Source organism: Mycobacterium sp., from assembly GCF_019247635.1.
GTDB lineage: Bacteria > Actinomycetota > Actinomycetes > Mycobacteriales > Mycobacteriaceae > Mycobacterium.
In genome coordinates this window covers 1-23382 of record NZ_JAFBAR010000057.1, presented here as the reverse complement: position 1 = coordinate 23382, position 23382 = coordinate 1, and the positions used below count along the sequence as shown (strand labels likewise).

Genomic DNA, 23382 nt, shown 5'->3' with positions numbered 1-23382 from the left:
AGCGTTACTCCTCCAGGGCGCGGCCCACGATCAACGGGTCCGGCTCTCCTACAACCTCATGGTCCTTGTCGGCATAGTCGGACTTGGCAAGAAGGTGGCGCATGGCGTTGATTCGGGCGCGTTTCTTGTCATTGCTCTTCACCACGATCCATGGAGCGCAGTCCGTATCTGTCTCGAGAAACATCTCCTCCTTCGCCGCGGTGTACTCGTCCCACTTGTTGACCGACTCTATGTCCATCGGCGAGAACTTCCACTGCCGCACCGGGTCCACGAGCCGGATGGCGAAGCGGGTGCGCTGCTCGGCAGGGGACACCGAGAACCACAGCTTGGTCAGGCTTATCCCGTCGTTGACCAGCATCTGCTCGAAAAGCGGTACCTGCCTCATGAATTCGGCATGTTCGTCGGGTGTGCAAAACCCCATCACCTTCTCGACGCCCGCACGGTTGTACCACGAGCGGTCGAATAATACGATCTCGCCGCCGGCCGGCAAGTGCGGCACGTAGCGCTGAAAGTACCACTGCGTCCTCTCGCGCTCGGACGGTTTCTCCAGTGCCACGACCCGCGCGCTGCGCGGATTGAGGTGCTCCATGAACCGGTGGATGGTTCCACCCTTGCCGGCCGCGTCGCGACCCTCGAAGAGGATCAGGTGCCGGGTGCCGGCGCGCCTGCCGTGAGTCTGCAGCTTCAGCAGCTCGACCTGCAGCTGCCGCTTCACCCGCTCGTAGTCGTCACGCGCCATCCGGTGGTCGTATGGATAGCGCTCACGCCACGTGTCGATCGGGTTGCCGTCACGATCCAGCAGGACCGGGTCGTCGTCGTCTTCGTCATTGACCGTGTATCCATGGTCGGGCATGGACAGGTCGTCAAGGTCTATCGCCGCCATGCTCCGACGCTATGTCCCGGCCCACGATCTACAGCAGCGCCGCCGCAATTTTGCAGATCGTTCTCGTGGCGTTCGTGTGGGCAGGGGGGACGACCGGCGTGCGTGCGAGGCACGCCCAGCAACGCGCGCACCTTGGGTTCCCCGGCGATGGCCGGCGATGGCCGGCGATGGCCGGCGAGGCCATCGTCGCGCGCCGCGTGTGGGCCTGGGCCACTTCGACACGCGGCTGACCTGGCCTCAGGTAACCCGTTGAGCGGCAGCGGCTTTCGCGTGATCATCCCATTGGCTCTGCACTTCGCGTTCCCCAGACGTGGCGACCAGGCCCGACGGGGCGAACCGCTTTGACGGCACCGGGTCGTCTTCGGTGAGTGGTCGACCGCGACCGCGAATCGCGTTGAGCGCAGCCATGATTCCGGCCACGACGACGATGAGGACCAACAGCGCGAAGATCACGGACAGGGTGCCCTGGATAGTGGTGTTCCTGATGACGTCGTCGAGCTGCTGGGCGTTTTTGGCCGAACCGAATGTCGTCTTGCCCGCGTTCTTGGCCGCCAGATACTGGGAATGTTGCGACCAGTAACCGATCGCGGGATCCCCGGAGAAGATCTTCTGCCAGGACGCGGTCAGCGTCACCGTCAGGTCCCACAGCAGCGGGACGCCGGGAATCCAGGACCACTTCAGCAGGCCCTTCTTGATGACGACCACGGTGATGACGGTCAACGCGATAGCCGCGAGCAACTGGTTGGCGATGCCGAACAGCGGAAAGAGCGTGTTGATGCCGCCCAGCGGATCGGTCACACCCATCAGCAGGATGCTGCCCCACGCCGCGGCCACGAGCAGGCTGCAGACCCACACGCCCGGGCGCCAGCTCGGGTTGCGCAGCTTGGCCAGCGGGCCGCCGAGATTGCCCAGCGCGTCGGAGAGCATGAAACGCGCGACCCGGGTACCCGCGTCGACGGCGGTCAGAATGAACAGCGCCTCGAACATGATCGCGAAGTGGTACCAGAACGCCCGCAGACCCGCGCCGCCGAACACGCGCTGCAGAACTTCGGACATTCCGACCGCCAGCGTCGGGGCTCCCCCGGTGCGCGACACGATCGACTTTTCGCCGACATTGGCGGCGGCCTGGCCCAGCCGGGCCGCGGTTTCCGGCGGCCCCGACAGACCGAGCCGGTTGACGTAGTCGGCGGCGGTGGCCGCCGTGCCGCCGGTTTGCGCGCTCGGCGCGTTGAGGGCAAAGTACAGGTGCTGGTCCAGGATGCACGCGCTGATCAGCGCCATCACCGCCACGAACGACTCGGTCAGCATGCCGCCGTAGCCGATCAACCGCATCTGGCTCTCCTTCTCCAGCATCTTGGGCGTCGTCCCGGACGAGATCAGCGCGTGGAATCCGGACAGCGCACCACACGCGATGGTGATGAACAGGAAGGGGAACAGTGAACCGGCGAACACCGGCCCGTCGCCGCTGGACGCGAAGCGCGAGATCGCGGGGGCCTGCATGACCGGACGCGCTATGCAGATGCCGAGCGCCAGCAAGGCGATGGCGCCCACCTTCATGAACGTCGAGAGGTAGTCGCGCGGCGCGAGAAGCAGCCACACCGGCAGCACCGACGCAACGAAGCCGTAGCCGATGATCAACCATGACACCGCCACCGGTGACAGGTTCAACCACGATGTGCCCCAGGAGGTTTCGCCAACCCAGTCACCGGAGGCCACCGCGAGCAGCAGCAGCACGAAGCCGATTATCGACACTTCTGTCACCCGACCGGGCCGCAGGAACCGCAGGTAGCAACCCATGAAGAGGGCGATGGGGATGGTCATGGCGATGGAGAACACGCCCCACGGGCTCTGCGACAGTCCCCGCACGACCACCAGCGCGAGCACCGCGATGATGATCACCATGATGACGAACGCCCCAACCAGGGCGGCGGCCCCACCCGTGGCACCGAGTTCGTCGCGGGCCATCTGGCCCAGGGAACGGCCTCGGCGCCGGGTGGAGATCCACAACACGAGGTAGTCCTGCACCGCGCCGGCGAACACCGCACCGATGATGATCCAGATGCTGCAGGGCAGGTAGCCCATCTGGGTGGCCAGCACCGGCCCGACGAGCGGCCCCGCACCGGCGATGGCGGCGAAGTGATGGCCGAACACCACCCGCCGGTCGGTCGGCACGTAGTCGGCCCCGTCGTCCAGAACCTCCGCCGGCGTGGCGTGATCGTCGCGCGGCCGGACGATCTTCATCTCGATCAAGCGGGCGTAGAACCGGAAGCCGATGACGTACGTGCAGATCGCCGCGACCACGAACCACACCGCGTTCACCGTCTCGCCGCGAGCGAACGCGACGATGGCCCACGCGATGGCACCGATTACGGCGATGATCCCGAAGAAGATCTTGTGCCGGGCGGTGAGGGGGGAGCGGTCGATGATCGCGACGGGCGGCAGGTCGACATCGGTACGGATGTAGCTGACATGCTCGGTCACGTGACAAACCCTACGACGAGTCCCGGCCGCTTAGTACAGCGCGCGGACGGCGTCGATCGTGTCGGCGTCGGCAGGGCCTTTGTCGTCGCGATAGCGCAGTACCCGGGCGAACCGCAGCGCCACTCCGCCCGGGTAGCGCGGTGACTTCTGCACCCCGTCCAACGCGATCTCGACCACCTGCTCGGGGCGCACCCGCACGACGTACCCGTCGGTCGGCCCGACCGCCAGCTCGCTGAACCGTGCCGTTTGCCAGTCCAGCATGGCGTCGGTCATGCCTTTGAAAGTCTTTCCCACCATGATGAATTCGCCGGTGGCCGGATCGCGTGCGCCCAGGTGGATATTGGAGAGTTTGCCGCGCCGGCGCCCCGAACCCCACTCCGCGGCGAGCACCACCAGATCCAGGGTGTGCACCGGCTTGACTTTGAGCCAGCCCGCCCCGCGCCGGCCCGCCTGATACGGGGCGGACGGCGACTTGGCCATCACCCCTTCGTGCCCGGCGGCCAGCGTCGCGTCCAGGAACGCCTCCGCCGCCGTCGCGTCGGAGGTGATCAACCGGTCCACCCGCTGCCGGGCGGGCACCACGGCGTCGAGCGCGGCCAGGCGGTCGGTGGTCGGGGCGTCGAGCAGGTCGACACCGTCGCGGTGCAGGATGTCGAAGAAGAACACCGAAAGGGGTTGTGCCACTTGGGCCGCAGCGATATCGACCGACCGGCCGAACCGTGCGGCGGTGACCTGGAAGCGGTGCGGGCGGTTGTCCTCGCGCAGCGCTATCGCCTCCCCGTCGGCAACGAGCTCGTCGACCGGTAGCGCCAGCGTTGCCGCCACCACCTCGGGCAACCGGGCCGTCACGTCGTCAAGACTTCGGGTGTAGACCGTGACCTCGGCACCGCTGCGGTGGATCTGCACCCGCGCGCCGTCCAGCTTGGCTTCGAAAATGGTTGTGCCACTGTGGCGTTCGAGCGCATCGGTCACGCTGGCCGCCGTCTGCGCCAGCATCGGGCCCACCGGCCGGCCCACCCGCAGGGTGAACGAGTCCAGCACCGCGGCGCCCCCTCCGCTCAGCGCCGCCGCGGCCACCGCCGCCAGGTCTCCGCCCAGCATCGCGGCGCGCTGTACGGCGGCGGCGGAGATCTGTGCGGCCCTGGCGACGGCGTCGGCCATGATGCCGACCAGCGCGCCCTGGCGCAGCTCACCGCCGAGCAGCCGCAGCAGAAAGGTCTGCTCGGTTTCGGTGGCGGCGGCAAATAAACCGGCGACGAGTTCGGCCCGCCGCGCCTGTGTGCCCTTGCCGGATACCGCACCGATCTCGGTGAAGGTGGTGTCGACGTCGACGACGGTCAGGGTGGGACGCGGCGCGGGCGGCGGGTGAGATCGCAACGACGCCCAGCCGACGCCGATGTGGCGCTGCGGGAGCTCACCGGAGAGCCACGACACGACGATGGCGACGACCTTGCCGTCGCCGGCGGCACCCTGCAGGAGTTCGGCGATCCGCTCGACCTTGGTCAGCCGCGACGAGGTGCCGCCCACGTTGAGTGAGGTGCTTGCGACGTCGAAGAGGAGCACGCAGCTCAGCTTGGCATGGCTCGCCGACAAGCCGTCGAGGCGGACACGCTAGCGTGCCTAGATAACGTTACAAATCGCATGGATTCTGACAAGCCAAAAAGGGAGGTCCGGATGGAGATCAACGGGAAGAAGGTCGTCGTCATCGGCGGCGCGTCGGGCATGGGTCGTGCGTCGGCCGAGCTGCTGGCGTCACGCGGCGCGCAGGTCGCGGTGCTCGATCGCGAGGGTTCCGACGGCAAGGAGGTCGCCGAGGGCTTGAGCGGAGGCGGCACGTTCTACCCCGTCGACGTCACCGACTTCGCCGGCACCGAGGAAACGTTGCAGGCCGCGGTCGACCAGCTGGGTGGCCTGCACGTCATCGTGACCACGGCGGGCGGCGGTATCGCCAAGCGCACAATGACCAAGACCGGTCCACACGATCTCGAATCCTTTCAGTCCGTGATCGATCTCAACCTCATCGCCAGCTTCAATATCAGCCGACTGGCCGCGGCGCACATGAGCAAGAACGAGCCCGAAGACGAGGAGCGCGGCGTCATCATCAACACCGCGTCCATCGCGGCCTTCGAGGGCCAGATCGGCCAGGTCGCCTACACCGCCGCCAAGGCGGGGATCGCCGGCATGTGTTTGACCATGGCGCGTGACCTGGGCTCGCTCGGCATTCGGGTGTTGGCCATCGCCCCGAGCCTGTTCGCCACGGGATTGACCAAGGGCATTCCCGACGAGTTCGCGTCGGCACTGACCAAGGACGCGGCCTTCCCCAAGCGCCTCGGCCGGCCCGAAGAATACGCCAAGCTGGTGGCGGCCATCGTCGACAACCCGATGCTCAACGGCCAATGCCTGCGACTGGACGCCGGGCAGCGGTTCGCGCCCAAGTAGGCGCCAGGCGCCGGCCTTGGGCGATTAAGTACACTCTTTCCAACCGCCCCGACGACGATCCGGGCCTGGAATATGGCGCGAGAAGGAGCGGGGAACCGACCGAGCCCGAGGCGATGACGCGGGCCGGGTAGCGGCGCGAGGAGGGCCCTGCATGGGTATCGCATTGACCGACGACCACCGCGAACTCGGCGCGGTAGCCCGCGCGTTCCTCGCCTCGCAGAAGGCGCGCTCGGCGGCGAGATCAATGCTCGACGCGCCGGAGGAGGCGCGGCCCCCCTTCTGGCAGGGCATCGTCGAGCTCGGCTGGCTCGGCTTGCATATCGACGAAGAGCACGGTGGGTCCGGCTACGGGCTGCCCGAACTCGTGGTGGTGATCGAGGAACTCGGTCGGGCCGTGGCGCCGGGACCGTTCGTGCCGACAGTGATCGGCTCGGCGGTGATTGGCAAAGAGGGCACTGCCGAGCAGAAGGCGAGGCTGTTGCCCGGGCTGATCGACGGAACCGTCACCGCCGGTGTCGGCTTCGACGGCAGCGTGCAGGTCAAGGACGGTGTCGCAGACGGCGAGGCCGGAGTCGTGCTGGGCGCGGGATTGGCCGAGCTGTTGCTGATCGCAGCCGGCGACGACGTGCTGCTGCTGGAGCGCGATCGCTCGGGCCTATCGGTCGACGTGCCCGAAAACTTCGACCCGACCCGGCGCTCCGGCCGGGTCCGGCTGCACAACGTGAGTGTGACCGCCGACGACATCCTGGCGGGGGCACGGGACTCGGCGCTGGCGCGTGCGCGGGTGTTGCTGGCCGCCGAGGCAGTGGGCGGCGCGACTGACTGTGTGGAAGCGGCGGTCGACTATGCCAAGGTGCGTCAGCAATTCGGCCGCACCATCGCGACTTTCCAAGCGGTCAAGCATCATTGCGCGAACATGTTGGTTGCCGCCGAATCGGCGCTCGCCGCGGTGTGGGACGCGGCGCGGGCGGCAGCGGAGGACTCCTCGAAGGATGAAGCGCAGTTCCGCCTCGTCGCCGCGGTGGCGGCGGCGTTGGCATTCCCCGCCTACGCGCGCAACGCGGAACTCAACGTTCAGGTGCACGGCGGCATCGGCTACACCTGGGAGCACGATGCGCACCTGCATCTACGTCGCGCGCTGGTGTCCGGGGCGCTGTTCGGTGGTGACGCGCCCGCCCGGGACGTCTTCGATCGCACCGCCGCCGGTGCCGTCCGGGAGAACAGCCTGGACCTGCCGCCCGAGGCCGAGGAACTACGCACCCAAATTCGTGCCGACGCAGCCCGATTGGCGGCCCTGGACAAGCACGCGCAGCGTGACACCCTGATCGAAACGGGTTACGTGATGCCCCACTGGCCCAAGCCATGGGGTCGGGCCGCCGATGCGGTCGAACAGTTGGTCATCGAGGAGGAGTTTCGCGCCGCGGGCATCAAGCGCCCCGACTACGGGATCACCGGCTGGGTGATTCTGACCCTGATCCAGCACGGAACCCCTTGGCAGATCGAAAGATTCGTAGAGAAGGCGTTGCGCAAAGACGAGATCTGGTGCCAACTGTTCTCCGAACCCGACGCCGGATCGGATGCGGCGTCGGTGAAGACCCGCGCCACCCGGGTGGACGGTGGTTGGAAGATCAACGGGCAGAAGGTGTGGACCAGCGGCGCGCAGTACTGCGCCCGGGGCCTGGCCACCGTGCGCACGGACCCCGATGCGCCCAAGCACGCGGGCATCACCACCGTGATTGTCGACATGAAGGCTCCCGAGGTCGAGGTGCGCCCGCTGCGCCAGATGACCGGCGGCTCGGAGTTCAACGAGGTGTTCTTCAACGACTTGTTCGTCCCGGACGAGGACGTCGTCGGGGCACCCAACTCCGGATGGACGGTCGCGCGGGCGACCCTAGGCAACGAGCGCGTCAGCATCGGTGGCAGCGGCTCGTTCTACGAGGCTCTGGCGCCGGAACTGGTGAAGCTGACCCAGAGCTCAGACCGGTTGGCGGGCACGGCAATTCGAGTGGGGTTCTATCTGGCCGAGGAAAACGCGCTGCGGCTGCTCAACCTGCGGCGCGCCGCCCGCAGCGTCGAAGGTGCGGGTCCGGGTCCGGAAGGCAACGTCACCAAACTCAAGCTGGCCGACCACATGGTGGAGGGGGCAGCGATCATGGCGGCGCTGCAGGGCCCCGAAGTCGCGCTGCTCGACGGCCCGGGCGCGGTGTCCGGCCGGCTGGTGATGGGCGCCCGCGGTATGGCGATCGCGGGCGGCACCTCGGAAGTGACCCGCAACCAGATCGCCGAGCGGATTCTCGGCATGCCGCGCGACCCGCTGATCAACTAGCCGGCCACGGCCACGGCCACGGCCACGGCGAGCAGACGCAAAAGCACCCACACGCCCGGCGTGTCGGGTGCTTTTGCGTCTGCTCGCGCTACCTCAGGCGGGGCGGGGGACCTTTGCCATCCGCGATTGGCCGAGCCAGCTCGGCACCGCCCGGCGAACATCTGCGGCTCCGTCGATGGACACGGTGCCGTTGAGCATGGCGCGCGACCACGACACGTCGCCGCGCCAAAGCTGGGTCAGGGCGAGCAGGCTGGACTCCACCGTCGCGGCCACCTCGTAGCCGGGGTCGAAGTCGCAAAGGTCGACCTCGCCTTCCGACACCATCAGCCACCAGTGGGGGGCCTTGGGGCTGACTCCGGTCAAGCGGAACGCGACCACGGTGCGCGCCCGTGGCCAGTCGTCGACGCGCACCGTGCGCCGAATATCCCACATCAGCAGGTGCGGATCCAGATCCTCGTCGCCGATCTCGGGGATCCAGCGGACGCCCCACTGCCCCAGCGCCTCAACCACCGTCGCGAGCTCTTGACCGCATGGCGTCAGCGAATACGAGGTGCGGCCGTTGACATCACTGCGTTCGACGACACCGGCCCGCGTCAACGACTTCAACCGCTTGGACAGCAGCGCGGGCGACATCTTCGGCACACCGCGTCTCAGGTCGTTGAAATGAGTGCTGCCGTCGAGCAATTCGCGCACGACCAGCAGCGTCCACCGTTCGTCGAGCAACTCCATGGCCTTGGCGACCGGGCAGAACTGACTGTATGTCGACATCGTTGACGCACCTCCACGTCTTTAGTAGACGCCGCGGCGGCCGAGTTGACTAGTACAGATCTTGTACCGACCCAGGTTCAGATCTGGCACTGGAAGCGGTTCATCGAGTCACCGGACCATGGTTGCGACCGCCCGCACTCAGAAAGGTGTAACGACAATGACCGCAGCGGCAGTGGACCTGGGATTCGAAAGCAAACATCGCGCGCTGTGGGCGCTGGGTGACTATGCCACCGTGGCCGCCGAAGTAGTGGCACCGCTGGGTCCGGAGTTGGTGCAGGCCAGCGGGATCCGCGCCGGTGACCGCGTGCTCGACGTCGCGGCCGGGGCCGGCAACGTCGCGATTCCGGCGGCGCTGGCCGGTGCCGACGTGATTGCCACCGACCTGTGTCCCGACCTGCTGGAGCGTGGCCGGGCCATCGCCCAGGACCGCGGTGCCAGGCTGCGCTGGCAGGAGGCCAATGCCGAAGCGCTGCCATTCGACCGTGACGAGTTCGACGCGGTGCTGTCCTGCGTTGGCGTGATGTTCGCGCCGCACCACCAGCGTTCCGCCGACGAGTTGGTTCGGGTGTGCCGGCCGGGTGGGACGATCGGCCTGATCAGTTGGACGCCAGCAGGTTTCATCGGCCAAATGTTTGCGACGATGCGGCCGTTTGTGGCGGCGCCGCCGCCCGGTGTGCAGCCGGCGCCGCTGTGGGGTGACGCTGACCATGTGCACGGGCTCCTCGGCGACCGAGTCACCGACTTCACCTCGCAACGTGCCACGCTGCCGGTGGAGCGGTTTGCCGACGGCGCGGCTTTCCGCGACTTCTTCAAGGCGAATTACGGCCCGGTGATCGCCGCCTATCGGGGAATCGACGCCGACCCGGATCGGGTGGCCGCGCTGGACTCACAGTTGGCCGGGCTGGCCGATCGATGCTTGGCCGGGTCGACGACCATGGAGTGGGAATACATACTGGTCACCGCCCGAAAGCGATGAGGACCCAGCCCTCGCCTGGGCCGTCAGGCGGGCGCGAACAACGGCGCGCCTCCTGCGCCGCGCTCTGACCGGGCCTGCACAGGCATTCCGCAGCGCACCGAATCCGGTTCGCAGTCAACGATATTGGCGGCGATTCGCAACCCGCTCTGCTCCACCAACTCGACGATGGCGATCACATAGGGAGTCGGTATCTCGGGGTTGAAAGCGTGGTGGTTGACCGTGTAAGTGAACACCGCGCCGCGTCCGGACACCGGCTGCGCCACCAGCGGAGCCCCGCAGTCCCGGCACTCGCCGGCGGCGGGATGCACCCAGCGTGCGCACTCGTCGCAGTGCTCGATGAGCACCTGGTTGGGAGAGGCGGGAGAGGAAGATGCGGCCCCGGCTGACACGGCCAATACAGTACACTCAATTGGTTTGCAGGATGCAGCGGGTTGGATCTCACGGACGGGTGCAGATGAGCTACTTCGAGAAGGACGCCGTCATATCCGGCGTCGGCATCTCGCGGATCGGCCGTCGCACCGGCATCCCCGGGTTGCACCTCACCATGGAGGCGGTCCGCGCCGCCATCGACGATGCCGGGCTCACCGCCACCGACATCGACGGCATCGCGACACTGGGTGACACACCGGCCGGCGAGGTCAACGCGGCGTTGCAGATCGACGCCGCCGACTGCGGAATGGGTTTCGGCACAGGCGGTCTGCTGAGTCCGGTGATGTCGGCGTGCCGGGCGGTCGCCGAGCGCGAGGCGCGGCACGTGATCGTCTATCGGACGATCCAGATGCTGGGCGGCACCGTCCCGGTCAAACCTGATAAGAACGCGCCAGCCCCGCCCCTGGCGCGCATGTTGCAGCTGCCCGAGGGTGCAACGCGGCCCGCCGTCGGCCCGATGGACGACGTCAACGATCTTGTTGCGGCCCAGGCATATTCCGCGGCGAACTGGCTGGCGCTGCACTGCCGTCGGCACATGGAGTTATACGGCACCACCAAGGAGCAGTTGGGCTGGGTGGCACTCAACGGCCGGCGCAACGCCGCACTGAATCCCCTTGCGGTATACCGCGACCCGATGACGATGGCCGATTATCTGAGCGCCCGGCCGGTGTCGTCGCCGTTCGGGTTGCTGGACTGCGACGTGCCCATCGACGGCTCGGTCGCGGTGGTGGTGTCGGGCGCGGAATACGCCGGCGACTGCCCGCACAGGCCGGTGGCGGTGGAGGCCATCGGCGGGTCCGACGGCGCGGGTGGGTGGTTCCACCGGGCCGACTACCCCAAGATGGCGATGTCGGATGCGACGGCGCAGATGTGGTCGCGGACGGACTTGAAGCCGGCCGACCTCAACGTCGCACAGCTCTACGACGGTTTCACGTATCTCACGCTGGCCTGGCTGGAAGCCCTCGGAGTCTGCGGGGACGGCGAGGCCGGGCCGTTCGTCGAGGGTGGCGTGCGCATCGCGCGAGATGGTTCGCTGCCGCTGAACACCTACGGTGGCCAGCTCTCGGCCGGCCGGATGCACGGCTACTGGGCGCTGCACGAAGGCTGCCTGCAGCTGCGCGGTGATGCGGGGGAGCGCCAGGTCTCTGCGCGCCCCGAGGTCGGGGTGGTCTCCGTGGGCGGTGGTCCCGTCGCCGGATGCATGCTGCTCACCTGCTGAAGCTCCCAAGTGGGCGCCGGGTGAGCCTCACATGAGCACCGCGCCCGCTGCCGGCCGCCCGGACAAACGAGCTGCCAAGGTGGCCCGCCGTATCGAGGCGGACATCGTTCGCCGCGGCTGGACCGTCGGCGACTCGCTGGGGTCGGAACAGGCTCTGCAAAAGCGCTATGGGGTGAGCCGATCGGTGTTGCGGGAGGCCGTGCGTCTCGTCGAACACCATCAGGTTGCGCGAATGCGGCGCGGACCCAACGGCGGGCTGCTCATCTGTGAGCCCGATGCCGGACCCGCGACACGCGCCGTCGTCATCTATCTGGAGTACCTGGGCACCACGATCGAGGAACTGCTCAACGCGCGCCTTGTGCTCGAGCCGCTGGCGGCTGCCCTCGCCGCAGAACATATCGACGAATCCGGCATCAGCCGACTGCGGGCGGTGCTGCTCGCGGAGCAACGCTCGGGTCTTGCGCCGCCACACGACGAATTTCACCTCGCCTTGGCCGAACAGTCGAAAAACCCTGTCTTGCAACTGTTTATCGATGTCTTGATGAGGCTCACCCGGCGTTACGCCCGGGCGTCGCGCACGGATTCCGCCAGCGCGGCAATCGAGGCAATCGATCACGTGCACAGCGACCACTCCGACATCGTCGCTGCGGTCACCTCCGGGGATTCGGCGCGCGCGAAGACGCTCAGCGAACGACACGTCGAAGCGGTAACCGTGTGGTTGCAGAAGCATCGGGCCGCCGGGGGCACTGCGGGGCGGGCGACGCATTCGCACCGGCTCACCCCCGAGGCGCCCCGCGCCAAACTCGCCGAGGTGTTGGCGGCGACCATCGGCGACGACATCGCGACCAGCGGCTGGCAGGTCGGCTCGGTCTTCGGAAACGAGTCGGCGTTGCTGGAGCGCTACCGGGTGAGCCGCTCGGTGCTGCGGGAAGCGGTTCGGCTGCTCGAATATCACTCGGTCGCGCGAATGCGACGAGGCCCCGGCGGTGGGTTGGTCGTCACCGAACCCCAGGCGCAGGCCAGCATCGACACCATTGCGCTCTACCTGCAGTACCGCCGGCCCAGCCGCGAAGACTTGCGTTGCGTGCGGGACGCCATCGAGATCGACAACGCCGCCAAGGTCGTCAGACGCCGCTTGGATCCCGCGGTAGCGACGTTCCTCGACACGCGGGGGCTGTTCTTCGACGGGGCAACCGACGACATGCGCAAGGCGGCGGCGGAAGAGTTTTGCTTCCACCTCGGATTGGCGCAACTGGCGGGCAATGCGGTGCTGGACCTGTTCCTGCGGATCATCGTCGAGCTGTTTCGGCGCCACTGGTCCAGCACCGAGCAGGCGTTGCCGAGCTGGACCGACGTCGTCGCCGTCGAGCATGCCCACCTACGGATTCTCGACGCGATCCGCACCGGAGACGAGAGTCTGGCCCGCTACCGCATCCGTCGTCACCTCGATGCCGCGGCGTCCTGGTGGCTCTAGTGGAGCCGGTCCCCGATCGACGTCATTGTCGTGATTGTTATGGGCCACACGTATAACGAACGCTTCTGTGGGGTATGTGGATACCCGAGAAAGGACCGGTCAGCGAGGGTGCCGGCAGGATCGAAGCGGGGGCCGCGGAGATGACTACGTGCATGGATACCGAGCAGCGATGTTTCGTTCATTCCGCGCTGCTGTATCGCTCGCCGCGCGAGTACCTCGGTTTCGTTGTGCGGTTCGTGATCGACGGTCTGGCGAGCGACGAACCCGTCATGGTAGCCGTCCCCGGGGAGACGCTTGCACTGCTGCGCGAGTCCCTGAACGAGATTCGTCCGAGCAATGGGACCGAGCTGCAGTTGTTCGACAGCTCCGAGGTCGCCCGCAATCCGAGCCGTTTTCTGGCCTTGGAGGCTTCCTTCGCGGAGAAATATCCTGATCAGCGGGTCCGCATCGTCAGCCAACTCGTCTGGCCCGGTCGTACCGTCGACGAAAGTCTGGCCTGCGTGCAGCACGAGGCGCTGGTCAACGAGGCGCTGGAACAGCACGACGTGATGGGTTTGTGCCTGTACGACGCGAGCGGGCTCGACGACGACGTCCTCGACGCCGCCCGCGCCACCCACCCGTTGCTGTGGAAGTGCGGATCGGTGTATCGCAGCGCCGAGTACGCACCGGACGCCGTGCTGGCCCGATGCAACCAGCCTCTGCCCCCGAATCCACGGGCAATGACCTACACGGTGATGACCAGCTCGGACCTGCGTCCCGCGCGGTCCTTCGCCGTCGACTACGCGGGCTGGGCGGGGCTGTCCCGCGATAATGTCGAAGAGTTGCAACTGATCGCTACCGAGTTGGCAACCAATAGCCTGGAGTACACCGAAGGTGCCTGTCAGCTGGCCTTCTGGCGGCATAATGAGCACGTGGTGTGTGAGGCGCGCGACAAAGGGCGGTTTGATGACCCGTTGGTCGGGCGTCGGCACCCCGGTGCGGACGGCACAGCCAGCCGCGGGCTGTTTCTGGTCAACGCCATGGCCGACCTGGTGCGCACCCATACCACCGCATCCGGCACGACCATCCAGGCGTACCTGCGGATGGAACCCTCGCGCGGACCGAGCGGATGAGCCGCGCGCCTGGGCGCCAAGAAGGTGTGGTGGCGTCCGCTTCGGCGCTGGTCCCGTTTGGTCATGTGGGTTGGGGTTATCGCAATCGTGCTGAATTCGCGGTCCGTGCCGCCGAGTACATCGCCGACGGGCTCGACGAGAATCAGTCCATCGAGTACGTCGGCGAGGGCAGCCGCGAGGCGCTTCGGGCCGAGTTGGCCGACATGTCGGGGATTCGCGACCGGCTCGGCGTCTCCGTCCTGAGCCGCATCTGCGTGACGCCATGGTCGGAGTACTACCGATTCCGCCCCGGCACCGACGTGGTGGACCCCGAGTCGACCGTGCACGCGCGGGTAAAAGCGGTCGAAAGTGCCATCGACAGCGGCTACACAGGACTGCGCGTCGTCGTCGACGCCACGCCGGTGTCGCGCCGGCGAGAGCAACGGGACGCCGCGGCGCGGTTCGAATTTCTGATCGACCGCCAGTTGGCGGCGCGACCGGCGTCGACGTTGTGTGGCTACGACCTCGCCGAGCTGGGCGAGCACGCCGCCGAGTTTCTCTGCTTGCACCCGTTCGTCAGTGAGGGCTCATCCAGCTTTCGGATCTACGCCAAGCCTGAAGCCGACTTTGCGTTGTCCGGCGAAATCGACGCCGCGAGCACCGAGCTGTTCGCCACCGCCCTGCGCCGCACCTGGTCGCCGGCGACCGAAGCAAAGGTCGACGACAACGTGGTGATCGACGCCCAGGGTTTGGAATTCATCAGCCAGCGCCAACTCCGCACCCTCGATCAGTACGCACGCACCTATTCCCGCGACATCGTTTTGCGCACCGGCCAACGCATTCCGGCCCGGTTGGCCGGCGTGCTTGATCTGACCAACGTGCGGGTGGAGTCACCCTCCGCTGATGGCCAGCGGGACTGACCTGCCTGCTCCCCGCCGCACGGCTCGCGCGACGGTATAAAGAATTTGCGTCGCCGCCACGGTTGGGTCTAACGTCACCGCTCGTGCGTCTTTCGCAGCGTGCCGTAGTAGCCAGTACCCGCAGCGGGGTCTGATCCGAGACCGACCCCCCGCTGTGGGTCGACAAGCTACTACCGTCGGTCGCTTCCGCTGACCAGAGAAGACCGACACGATGCTCTCCTTTTCTTTGAATCCCGTCCCAACCAGTGCGGCAAACGCGTTCGGCGACCGGTTCGGCACCGCGCTTCCGCTCGGCTTGCGAGAACAGGCCGGGGAGATGTCATGGGAGGGTTTCGTCGCGACCTACAGTCACACGGCTGGGCCGCTGCGGCTCAGGCACTGGGCGTGCACCGATGCCGAACGGCCGGCGGGGCGGCTGGGTCCGCAGGCCCGCAATTTCCGGGCGATGATTGCCGTCGGCGACCGGATGTGCACGTCGACCGCCACCGCCAGCGGGCCGATCGCCGCCCTGACCGCGATGCTGCACGACCGCGGGATCACCCTGGAGACGTTGAAGTTCCATCAGATGCGCTCTGGCCGGTGGACCGCCACTTTCATCTGCGGCTCGGATGGGACGCGCGCCGAGTGGGGTATGGGCTGGGCGGACGATCCCACCCACTCGGCGTTGCGCGCGGTGATCGCGTGCGCCAACCGCCTGCTGAACTGACTGCAGTCACGGCACGCGGGGTGTTCAGGGGCTTTTCCGCCTGCTGGCGCGGGGTGCCGGAATTTAAAGCGGACGCAGGATTATCGGCATTCCGTCCATCGGGACGGGCATGCCCCCGTAATCCCAACGGCATTGGTAACCAGGCCGCGGGAGCTCGAGGCGGTAGCGGCGCAACAGCCGGTGCAGGATCGTCTTGATCTCCAACTGGCCGAACACCATTCCGATGCACTTGTGTGCCCCACCGCCGAACGGCGTGAACGCATAACGGTGCCTTTTGTGCTCGTTGCGCGGCTCGGTGAACCGGTCCGGGTCGAATTTCATGGGGTCCGTCCACAATTCCGGCAGGCGGTGATTCATCCCGGGATAAGCGATGACGTTGGTGCCCTCGGGTAGGTAGTGACCCAGCAGCTCGGTGTCGCGCACCGTGCGCCGCATCGCCCACTGGACGGGCGTCACCAACCGGATGGACTCGTTCATCACCAGGTCCAGCGACTCCAGCTTTTCCAGCGCTTCGATCTCCACCGGCCCGTCACCCAGGCGGTCGGACTCGTCGCGGCAGCGTTCCTGCCACTCGGGGTGGCCCGCGAGCTGGTAGGCCATGGTCGTGGCCGTCGACGTCGACGTGTCGTGCGCGGCCATCATCAGGAAGATCATGTGGTTGACGATGTCCTCGTCGGAGAACCGGTTGCCGTCCTCGTCTTCGGTGTGGCACAACACCGTCAACAGGTCATTGCCCTGCTTGCCGCGGCGCTCCTCGACCCGGGCGGCGAAGTAGCTCTCCAGCAGCTCGCGCGCCTTGAGGCCGCGCCACCAGGTAAACGGCGGCACACTGGCGCGGATGACGGCATTGCCCGCGCGTGTCGTCGTCGTGAAGGCCTTGTTCACCTTGGTGACGAGCTGGTGGTCGGTGCCGGGCTCATGCCCCATGAACACCATCGAGGCGATGTCGAGCGTCAGCTTTTTCATCGCCGGATACAGCAGGAAGCGTGCGTCGTTGGTCACCCAGTCGTCGGCGATCACCTGCGACACCACCGTGTCCATCTGTTCGACGTAGCCGATCAACCGGGAGCGGATGAACGCCTCCTGCATGATCCGCCGGTGGAACATGTGCTCTTCGAAGTCCAGCAGCATCAGGCCGCGGCGGAAGAACGGTCCGATCACCGGCACCCAGCCCTGCTGTGAGAAGTCCTTGTTGCGGTTGGAGTAGACGACCTGCGTGGCATCCGGGCCCAGCGCGGCCACGCCCGGCAGGTACTTCGAATCCGCGAACACCAGCTGGCCCTTGGTCTGGTACAGGAACATCAGGTAGTCCGGGCCGCCGCGCAACATCTCGATGATGTGCCCGAGGATCGGCAGACCCGCGTCGCCCAGAACCGGTTTGAGGCCGCTGCCCGGCGGCGGGTCGGCGAGCTTGCTCTCCGGAAACTGGGTGTTGCGCAGCTTGTGCTCGACCAGGCCCATGCCAGGAAAGTTGTTGAACGACGGGGTGAACCGTCGTTTGGCCTGGTCAAGAAGGTACGCCGGGGTGCTTATCGTCGCCTGGTTCGTCGGCATCGACGCTCCTTACCGGTTGTGGCGGCCGTCACTGGCAACTATCCTTCGGATAAAGTTGACGCCTGTCAAGTTTTCATTTGTAGCGACGTGAGGCATGGTCGAGTGGTGAGTAGCCCCGCCGTCAACCCGGAGCAGGCCCCGCCGGCGCTGCAACGGCGTGGTGACCGGCAGCGGCAGGCGATCCTGCAGGCGGTGCGCGAACTCGTCGAGGAACGGCCCTTCGCGGAGCTGTCGGTGAGCGCCATCAGCACGCGGGCCGGTGTGGCGCGATCCGGTTTCTACTTCTATTTCGACTCCAAGTACTCCGTGCTGGCGCAGATCCTGGCCGAGGCCGCCGAAGAGCTGGAAGAACTCACCCAGTTTTTCGCCCCGCGACAGCAGGGTGAGTCGCCCGAGCAGTTCGCCAAGCGCATGGTCGGCAGCGCCGCCGCCGTGTACGCGCACAACGATCCGGTGATGACCGCGTGTAATGCGGCTCGCTACCACGACGTTGAGATCCGCGACATCATCGAGCGGCAGTTCTCGGCGGTGGTCCGCCAGATCGTCTCCATCGTCGAGGCCGAGGTAAAGGCCGGGACGGCGCGTCCCATCAGCGACGACATTCCGACGCTGGTGCGTACCCTGGCGGGCACCACGGCGCTGATGCTGACCAGTGATCCGATCCTGGTCGGCCGCGAAGGCAACCTGGATCGGCGGGTGCACGTGCTTGAGCGGATGTGGCTCAACGCGCTCTGGGGCGGCGCACCGAGGACGTAGTCGATACCGCCGGTATCGTCGCGCCTATGGCGCACAGAGCATCCGAACGGCACTTCACGGGGAAACGGTGCTTCATCACCGGTGCGGCCAGCGGTATCGGCCGGGCCACCGCGCTGCGGCTTGCCGCCCTGGGCGCCGAGCTGTACCTGACGGACCGCGACGCCGACGGCCTTGCGCAAACGGTGTCCGACGCGCGGGCGCTGGGTGCGCAGGTGCCCGAGCATCGGGCGTTGGATGTCGCCGACTACGACCAGGTGGCCGGCTTTGCCACTGACATCCATGCCGGGCACCCGAGCATGGACGTGGTGATGAACATCGCCGGTGTGTCGGCCTGGGGGACCGTCGACCGGCTCACGCATGACCAGTGGAGCAGGATGGTCTCAATCAACCTGATGGGTCCTATTCACGTCATCGAGGCGTTCGTGCCGCCGATGGTGGCCGCCGGTCGCGGCGGGCATCTGGTCAATGTGTCCTCGGCCGCCGGGCTGGTCGCGCTGCCCTGGCATGCGGCCTACAGCGCCAGCAAGTACGGGCTGCGCGGGCTGTCCGAGGTGTTGCGCTTCGACCTGGCTCGCCATCGCATCGGGGTGTCGGTGGTGGTGCCCGGCGCGGTGCAGACGCCACTGGTCAACACCGTGGAAATCGCGGGCGTTGACCGCGAAGATCCGAAAGTCGCGCGCTGGGTAGACCGCTTCAGCGGTCACGCCGTGTCGCCGGAGAAGGCCGCCGAGAAGATCTTGGCCGGCGTCGCCAAGAACAGGTACCTGGTCTATACGTCGCCCGACATCCGGGCACTGTATGCCTTCAAGCGGTTGGCGTGGTGGCCCTACAGCGTGGCGATGCGCCAAGTGAACGTGTTCTTCACGCGTGCGCTGCGGCCCGGGCCGCCCTCACGCCAACTCCAGTCGCACCCCGAGCAGCCGAACCGGCCGATCCAGCTCGAACAGGTCCAGGATCTGTAGCGCGGCGCCCTTGATGACGTCGGCGTCGGTGGTGGGTGCGGCCAGCTTGCGGATTTTGGTACGGGTATAGAAGGTCGCCGTGCGCACGGTAACCGCCACGCGGGTCACGATCCGGGCTGCCGCCACCACGTCATCCAAAGCTCGCTGCGCCAATTCGGTTAGCGCCAGATCCATGTCGGCTCGGTCGGTGAGATCGCGCGGAAAGGTGACGACGTGACTGCGCGAGCGCGGCACCCAGGGCTCGGCGCTGACTTCGGTGTCTCCGCCACCCTTGCCGAGTAGCAGCAGCCACAGCCCGGTGCGCGGGCCGAACGCGGACGTCAGCAGTTCGGCGTCGCTGTGTGCCAACTGCCAGATCGTGTTAATGTCCAGCGCCGCAAGCTTTTTGGCCGTCTTGGGGCCAATTCCCCAAAGCGCATCGACGGCGCGGTCGGCCATCAGGTCCATCCAGTTTTCATCGGTCAGGGTGAAGATCCCGGCCGGCTTGGCGAAGCCGGTGGCGACCTTGGCGCGCTGCTTGTTGTCGCTGATGCCGACCGAGCACGACAGCCCGGTTTCCGACAGGATCACCGTGCGGATCTGTTCGGCCACCCCGACCGGGTCGACCGAATCGTCGCCCGCGAGCCCGACATACGCCTCGTCCCAGCCCCACACCTCGACCGGGTGGTCGAGGTCGCGTAACAACCCCATCACCTGATCCGACGCTTCGTCGTAGGCGGCCGGATCGGATGGCAGGAAGGTCGCGTCGGGGCAGCGGCGGGCGGCGTTCCGCAGCGGCATGCCCGCGTGTACGCCGAATTCGCGGGCCGCATAGGACGCACAGGTGACGACTTTGCGGGGTTCGGTCGGGTCGCCGCTGCCGCCGACGATGACCGGCAAACCGGCCAGTTCCGGGTGGCGGCGCAGTTCGACCGACGCCAGGAACTGGTCGAGGTCGACATGCAGGATCCAGCGGTCAGGCATCCGGGCCCATCATCGTCCACACAGCTTGCGCGCCAGGCTCGCCCACGCGTCGCCGAGCGACTGCTGGGTGTGGCCACCTTCGGTCAGTTGATGCTCGACGTAGTCGGCGTCGAGCAGCGCCAACAGTGCGTCGGTCTGGATATCCACATCGCCGGTGGTGTGCGCCGAGGCCAGCAGCACCCGCACATGCGTGCGCTGCACTGCGGCCGCACCGACGTGGCGGGCGTGTGGATCGCGGTTGGCGGCCGAGAGGAGCTCATGGTGGGTGTGGACGAAGCGGATTCGCTCCCGTCCGAAGGCGACCAGTCGATCCAGCGGTGGCGCGTCGGGTCCCAGCGGCGGCGGACCGAACAAGAACGCCTGCTGACTGGCCCTTTCGTCTTCGTCGAGCAGCACCGTCATCAGACCGGCCCGACTGCCGAACCTGCGAAACAGAGTGCCCTTGCCGACGCCGGCGGCCGCGGCGATGTGGTCCATCGTGACCGCGTCGGCGCCGCGCTGGTTGACCAGCTCACGTGCCGCCTGCAGTAACAGCGCGCGATTGCGCGCGGCGTCACTGCGTTCCTGCACGAGGTCTCGTGGAGCGGACAGGGGCAACTCGCTCACCTTTGCACTTTAACGCGGCCGGAATAAAACGGACTATAGTCCGGTTCAGCCGTGAAAGGATGTAGACCAGCAAGCGAAGGGAACGCCAAAGTGGCTGCGATCAAGATCTTGGCAATGGTAGGTAGTCTGCGTGCGGCATCGATCAACCGCCAGATCGCTGAGCTGGCGGCCGAGACGGCTCCGGATGGCGTCACGGTCACCCTGTTCGACGGGCTGGACAAGCTGCCGTTCTACAACGAGGACATCGACGACGCGATGAATCCGGACGCCGCGGAGCTGGCCCCTGTCGCCGCGCTTCGCGCAGCGGCGGCCGACGCGGACGCCGCGCTGGTGGTGACCCCGGAGTACAACGGCAGCATTCCCGCGGTGGTGAAGAACGCCGCTGACTGGCTGTCGCGTCCCTTCGGCAACGGCGCGTTAAAGGACAAGCCGTTGGCGGTCATCGGCGGGTCGATGGGGCAATACGGCGGTGTGTGGGCACACGACGAAGCGCGCAAGACGTTCGGTATCGCCGGTGCGCGCGTGGTCGACACGATCAAGCTGTCCGTGCCGTTCCGGACCCTAGGGGGCAAGGCTCCCGCGGACAACGCCGAGCTCGCGGAGAATGTGCGTGAGGTCGTCGGCAAGCTCGCCGCAGAGGTCAGCTGACCGGCGGTGGCCTGCACCACGCGGTGAGCCGGCACGCCAGCCTGTGGTAGCCGGCGCCTTTGCTGGCGAGTGATCCGGCCGCCAGCGGCACCGGATTTGTCGGTGGCTGCTGCTATACCGGACCGCATGTACACCCCTTACCTGTTCGGGTCGGATCCTGTGATGTGCGACACGCCGACGTGTGTGCCAAAGCACGCTTACGACCTGGGAATTTCAAAATTGTTATTCAGAACATCTTGTATCTCTTCTCCTTGCCACCCCCTAGGTGTAGTGTTTCGAGCACCGGCAGATCCCAGGTTCACCACGTTCCAGCAGGCCAACGGAGCTTGATGAACTCCCCGAAATCGCCCGCCCGTTTCGAACCATGCCGGCTCGAAACGGTGGCCGCAGGACGGGAATCTGGGGGCTCGTCGGAGCGCTGAAACACAGCGCAGATGTACCACCAAAGTCGTTGCCAGTCGTGTACAGTCCCCTCTTCCGCAAAGGAGCGGTACGCCCCATGAGCATCACCGTCTACAGCAAGCCCGCGTGCGTGCAGTGCGTCGCCACCTACAAGGCGCTCGACAAGCAGGGCATCGCTTACCAGAAGGTCGACATCAGCCTGGATGCCGAAGCCCGCGACTACGTGATGGCGCTGGGCTACCTGCAGGCTCCCGTCGTGGTGGCGGGGGCCGACCACTGGTCGGGATTCCGGCCCGACCGCATCAAGGCGCTCGCCGAGCCCGCGCTCAGCGCCTAGCGGACAGACGAGAGGCAAGGAGGTTGCGGTGCAGTCGCGCAGCCTGGTCTATTTCTCTTCCGTGTCGGAGAACACCCACCGCTTCGTGCAGAAGCTGGGTGTTCCCGCCACACGGATACCGCTGCATGGCCGCATCGAGGTCGACGAGCCGTACGTGCTGGTGCTGCCGACCTACGGCGGTGGGCGGGCCACTCCGGACATAAACGACGGTGGCTACGTCCCCAAACAGGTCATCGCCTTTTTGAACAACGAGCACAACCGCTCGCTGATCCGCGGCGTCATCGCCGCGGGCAACAATAACTTCGGCGCCGAGTTCGCCTACGCGGGCAACGTGGTCTCCCGCAAGTGCGGCGTGCCGTACCTCTACCGCTTCGAGCTGATGGGAACCCCGGACGACGTGGAGTCCGTCCGCGCGGGTCTTGCTGAATTCTGGAAGGAACTGACGTGCCACCAACCGTCACTGCAGAGCCTGTAACCGCTGGCACACACGCCCACGCTGGTGGGGGCCACGGGGAGCTGGACTACCACGCGCTGAACGCGATGCTCAACCTGTACGACGCGAACGGCAACATTCAGTTCGAAAAAGACCGGGAAGCCGCCCACCAGTACTTCCTGCAGCACGTCAACCTGAACACCGTGTTCTTCCACAATCAGGACGAGAAGCTGGACTACCTGATCCGGGAGAACTACTACGAGCGTGAGGTTCTCGACCAGTACTCGCGCAACTTCGTCAAGACGCTGCTGGACCGTGCCTACGCCAAGAAGTTCCGGTTCCCGACGTTCCTGGGCGCGTTCAAGTACTACACCTCCTACACACTGAAGACGTTCGACGGGAAGCGTTACCTGGAGCGCTTCGAGGACCGGGTCGTCATGGTCGCTTTGACGCTGGCCGCCGGCGACACCGCACTGGCCGAGAAGCTGGTCGACGAGATCATCGAAGGCCGGTTCCAGCCGGCCACGCCGACGTTTCTCAACTCCGGTAAGAAACAGCGCGGGGAGCCAGTGAGCTGTTTTCTGCTTCGCATCGAGGACAACATGGAGTCGATCGGGCGGTCGATCAACTCCGCGCTGCAGCTGTCCAAGCGCGGCGGGGGAGTTGCCTTGCTGCTGAGCAACATTCGCGAGCACGGCGCGCCGATCAAGAACATCGAGAACCAGTCGTCGGGCGTCATCCCGATCATGAAGCTGCTCGAGGATTCCTTCTCCTACGCCAACCAGCTGGGTGCGCGCCAGGGCGCCGGCGCGGTGTACCTCAACGCACATCACCCCGACATCTGCCGCTTCCTGGATACCAAGCGGGAAAACGCCGACGAGAAGATCCGCATCAAGACGCTGAGCCTGGGCGTGGTGATCCCCGACATCACCTTCGAGCTGGCCAAGCGCAACGACGACATGTACCTGTTCTCGCCCTATGACGTCGAACGGGTCTACGGCGTGGCCTT

22 protein-coding genes are annotated in these 23382 nt (G+C 66.6%); 14 read left to right on the top strand and 8 right to left on the bottom strand.

Annotated elements, in window-relative coordinates:
• Positions 1-4: 4 nt before the first annotated feature.
• From ppk2 to JO236_RS08060, 3 genes are all read right to left on the bottom strand, one after another.
• Entirely contained in the window at positions 5-883 is an 879-nt protein-coding gene (ppk2, locus tag JO236_RS08070; RefSeq protein WP_293327063.1) for a polyphosphate kinase 2, read from the bottom strand.
• Positions 884-1120: 237 nt separating this feature from the next.
• Positions 1121-3364 (bottom strand): carbon starvation CstA family protein, encoded by a 2244-nt coding sequence (locus JO236_RS08065; protein ID WP_293327061.1) that lies wholly within the window; start codon positions 3362-3364, stop codon positions 1121-1123.
• 30 nt (positions 3365-3394) lie between these two features.
• Entirely contained in the window at positions 3395-4927 is a 1533-nt protein-coding gene (locus JO236_RS08060) for an ATP-dependent DNA ligase (RefSeq protein ID WP_293327059.1), read from the bottom strand.
• A 111-nt stretch (positions 4928-5038) separates the two neighbouring features.
• Between JO236_RS08060 and JO236_RS08055 the strand changes: the two genes are divergently transcribed.
• Positions 5039-5803: an SDR family NAD(P)-dependent oxidoreductase gene (locus JO236_RS08055; RefSeq protein ID WP_293327057.1), complete on the top strand. Its 765-nt coding sequence runs from the start codon at positions 5039-5041 to the stop codon at positions 5801-5803.
• A 151-nt stretch (positions 5804-5954) separates the two neighbouring features.
• Positions 5955-8129 carry an acyl-CoA dehydrogenase gene (locus JO236_RS08050; RefSeq protein ID WP_293327055.1) on the top strand — a complete coding sequence of 725 codons (2175 nt, stop codon included), beginning with the start codon at positions 5955-5957 and terminating at the stop codon, positions 8127-8129.
• Between the two features lie 93 nt (positions 8130-8222).
• Here JO236_RS08050 and JO236_RS08045 read toward each other — a convergent pair whose 3' ends face one another.
• A complete protein-coding gene (locus JO236_RS08045) occupies positions 8223-8897 on the bottom strand; it encodes a winged helix-turn-helix transcriptional regulator (protein WP_293327053.1) in 675 nt (224 codons plus the stop codon).
• Between the two features lie 157 nt (positions 8898-9054).
• On the opposite strand from JO236_RS08045, the gene JO236_RS08040 reads away from it, so the two are divergent.
• Positions 9055-9873 carry a class I SAM-dependent methyltransferase gene (locus JO236_RS08040; RefSeq protein WP_293327051.1) on the top strand — a complete coding sequence of 273 codons (819 nt, stop codon included), beginning with the start codon at positions 9055-9057 and terminating at the stop codon, positions 9871-9873.
• Positions 9874-9896: 23 nt separating this feature from the next.
• Here JO236_RS08040 and JO236_RS08035 read toward each other — a convergent pair whose 3' ends face one another.
• Complete coding sequence (locus JO236_RS08035) at positions 9897-10217, bottom strand: Zn-ribbon domain-containing OB-fold protein (RefSeq protein WP_416362187.1); 321 nt, start codon at positions 10215-10217, stop codon at positions 9897-9899.
• Between the two features lie 110 nt (positions 10218-10327).
• On the opposite strand from JO236_RS08035, the gene JO236_RS08030 reads away from it, so the two are divergent.
• The 5 genes from JO236_RS08030 (at position 10328) to JO236_RS08010 (ending at position 15712) form a co-directional block, all read left to right on the top strand.
• Positions 10328-11521, top strand: a complete 1194-nt coding sequence (locus JO236_RS08030; protein WP_293327045.1) for a thiolase family protein — start codon at positions 10328-10330, stop codon at positions 11519-11521.
• A 31-nt stretch (positions 11522-11552) separates the two neighbouring features.
• A complete protein-coding gene (locus JO236_RS08025; protein WP_293327043.1) occupies positions 11553-12995 on the top strand; it encodes a FadR/GntR family transcriptional regulator in 1443 nt (480 codons plus the stop codon).
• A 140-nt stretch (positions 12996-13135) separates the two neighbouring features.
• Complete coding sequence (locus tag JO236_RS08020; RefSeq protein WP_293327082.1) at positions 13136-14107, top strand: sensor histidine kinase; 972 nt, start codon at positions 13136-13138, stop codon at positions 14105-14107.
• Between the two features lie 29 nt (positions 14108-14136).
• Complete coding sequence (locus tag JO236_RS08015) at positions 14137-15006, top strand: MEDS domain-containing protein (RefSeq protein WP_293327041.1); 870 nt, start codon at positions 14137-14139, stop codon at positions 15004-15006.
• 211 nt (positions 15007-15217) lie between these two features.
• Complete coding sequence (locus tag JO236_RS08010) at positions 15218-15712, top strand: homocitrate synthase (protein WP_293327039.1); 495 nt, start codon at positions 15218-15220, stop codon at positions 15710-15712.
• Between the two features lie 63 nt (positions 15713-15775).
• On the opposite strand, the gene JO236_RS08005 is transcribed toward JO236_RS08010, so the two are convergent.
• Positions 15776-17266 (bottom strand): cytochrome P450, encoded by a 1491-nt coding sequence (locus JO236_RS08005; RefSeq protein ID WP_293327037.1) that lies wholly within the window; start codon positions 17264-17266, stop codon positions 15776-15778.
• Between the two features lie 105 nt (positions 17267-17371).
• Between JO236_RS08005 and JO236_RS08000 the strand changes: the two genes are divergently transcribed.
• Positions 17372-18022: a TetR/AcrR family transcriptional regulator gene (locus JO236_RS08000; protein ID WP_416362186.1), complete on the top strand. Its 651-nt coding sequence runs from the start codon at positions 17372-17374 to the stop codon at positions 18020-18022.
• Between the two features lie 26 nt (positions 18023-18048).
• Complete coding sequence (locus tag JO236_RS07995; RefSeq protein WP_293327033.1) at positions 18049-18984, top strand: SDR family oxidoreductase; 936 nt, start codon at positions 18049-18051, stop codon at positions 18982-18984.
• Here the strand turns inward: JO236_RS07995 and JO236_RS07990 are convergent.
• Both JO236_RS07990 and JO236_RS07985 read right to left on the bottom strand, forming a co-directional pair.
• Positions 18913-19947 (bottom strand): DNA polymerase IV, encoded by a 1035-nt coding sequence (locus JO236_RS07990; RefSeq protein WP_293327031.1) that lies wholly within the window; start codon positions 19945-19947, stop codon positions 18913-18915. The genes JO236_RS07995 and JO236_RS07990 overlap by 72 nt on opposite strands.
• A 9-nt stretch (positions 19948-19956) precedes the next feature.
• Positions 19957-20553, bottom strand: coding sequence for a TetR/AcrR family transcriptional regulator (locus JO236_RS07985; RefSeq protein WP_293327028.1), 597 nt, complete (start codon positions 20551-20553; stop codon positions 19957-19959).
• A 90-nt stretch (positions 20554-20643) separates the two neighbouring features.
• Here JO236_RS07985 and JO236_RS07980 point away from each other — a divergent pair, with 90 nt between their 5' ends.
• The 4 genes from JO236_RS07980 to JO236_RS07965 all read left to right on the top strand — a co-directional run.
• Positions 20644-21201 (top strand): NAD(P)H-dependent oxidoreductase, encoded by a 558-nt coding sequence (locus JO236_RS07980; protein ID WP_293327026.1) that lies wholly within the window; start codon positions 20644-20646, stop codon positions 21199-21201.
• A gap of 499 nt (positions 21202-21700) precedes the next feature.
• Positions 21701-21940 carry a redoxin NrdH gene (locus tag JO236_RS07975; protein WP_293327024.1) on the top strand — a complete coding sequence of 80 codons (240 nt, stop codon included), beginning with the start codon at positions 21701-21703 and terminating at the stop codon, positions 21938-21940.
• A 28-nt stretch (positions 21941-21968) separates the two neighbouring features.
• Positions 21969-22415, top strand: coding sequence for a class Ib ribonucleoside-diphosphate reductase assembly flavoprotein NrdI (gene nrdI / locus JO236_RS07970; protein WP_293327022.1), 447 nt, complete (start codon positions 21969-21971; stop codon positions 22413-22415).
• A partial coding sequence (locus tag JO236_RS07965; protein WP_293327020.1) for a ribonucleotide reductase N-terminal alpha domain-containing protein occupies positions 22385-23382 on the top strand: 998 nt, incomplete at its 3' end. The genes nrdI and JO236_RS07965, both read left to right, overlap by 31 nt.

Coding starts and splice junctions, on each gene's coding strand:
- ppk2 (WP_293327063.1), bottom strand. CDS start 883: ATGGCGGCGATAGACCTTGACGACCTGTCCATGCCCGACCATGGATAC.
- JO236_RS08055 (WP_293327057.1), top strand. CDS start 5,039: ATGGAGATCAACGGGAAGAAGGTCGTCGTCATCGGCGGCGCGTCGGGC.
- JO236_RS08050 (WP_293327055.1), top strand. CDS start 5,955: ATGGGTATCGCATTGACCGACGACCACCGCGAACTCGGCGCGGTAGCC.
- JO236_RS08045 (WP_293327053.1), bottom strand. CDS start 8,897: ATGTCGACATACAGTCAGTTCTGCCCGGTCGCCAAGGCCATGGAGTTG.
- JO236_RS08040 (WP_293327051.1), top strand. CDS start 9,055: ATGACCGCAGCGGCAGTGGACCTGGGATTCGAAAGCAAACATCGCGCG.
- JO236_RS08030 (WP_293327045.1), top strand. CDS start 10,328: ATGAGCTACTTCGAGAAGGACGCCGTCATATCCGGCGTCGGCATCTCG.
- JO236_RS08025 (WP_293327043.1), top strand. CDS start 11,553: ATGAGCACCGCGCCCGCTGCCGGCCGCCCGGACAAACGAGCTGCCAAG.
- JO236_RS08020 (WP_293327082.1), top strand. CDS start 13,136: ATGACTACGTGCATGGATACCGAGCAGCGATGTTTCGTTCATTCCGCG.
- JO236_RS08010 (WP_293327039.1), top strand. CDS start 15,218: ATGCTCTCCTTTTCTTTGAATCCCGTCCCAACCAGTGCGGCAAACGCG.
- JO236_RS08005 (WP_293327037.1), bottom strand. CDS start 17,266: ATGCCGACGAACCAGGCGACGATAAGCACCCCGGCGTACCTTCTTGAC.
- JO236_RS07995 (WP_293327033.1), top strand. CDS start 18,049: ATGGCGCACAGAGCATCCGAACGGCACTTCACGGGGAAACGGTGCTTC.
- JO236_RS07990 (WP_293327031.1), bottom strand. CDS start 19,947: ATGCCTGACCGCTGGATCCTGCATGTCGACCTCGACCAGTTCCTGGCG.
- JO236_RS07975 (WP_293327024.1), top strand. CDS start 21,701: ATGAGCATCACCGTCTACAGCAAGCCCGCGTGCGTGCAGTGCGTCGCC.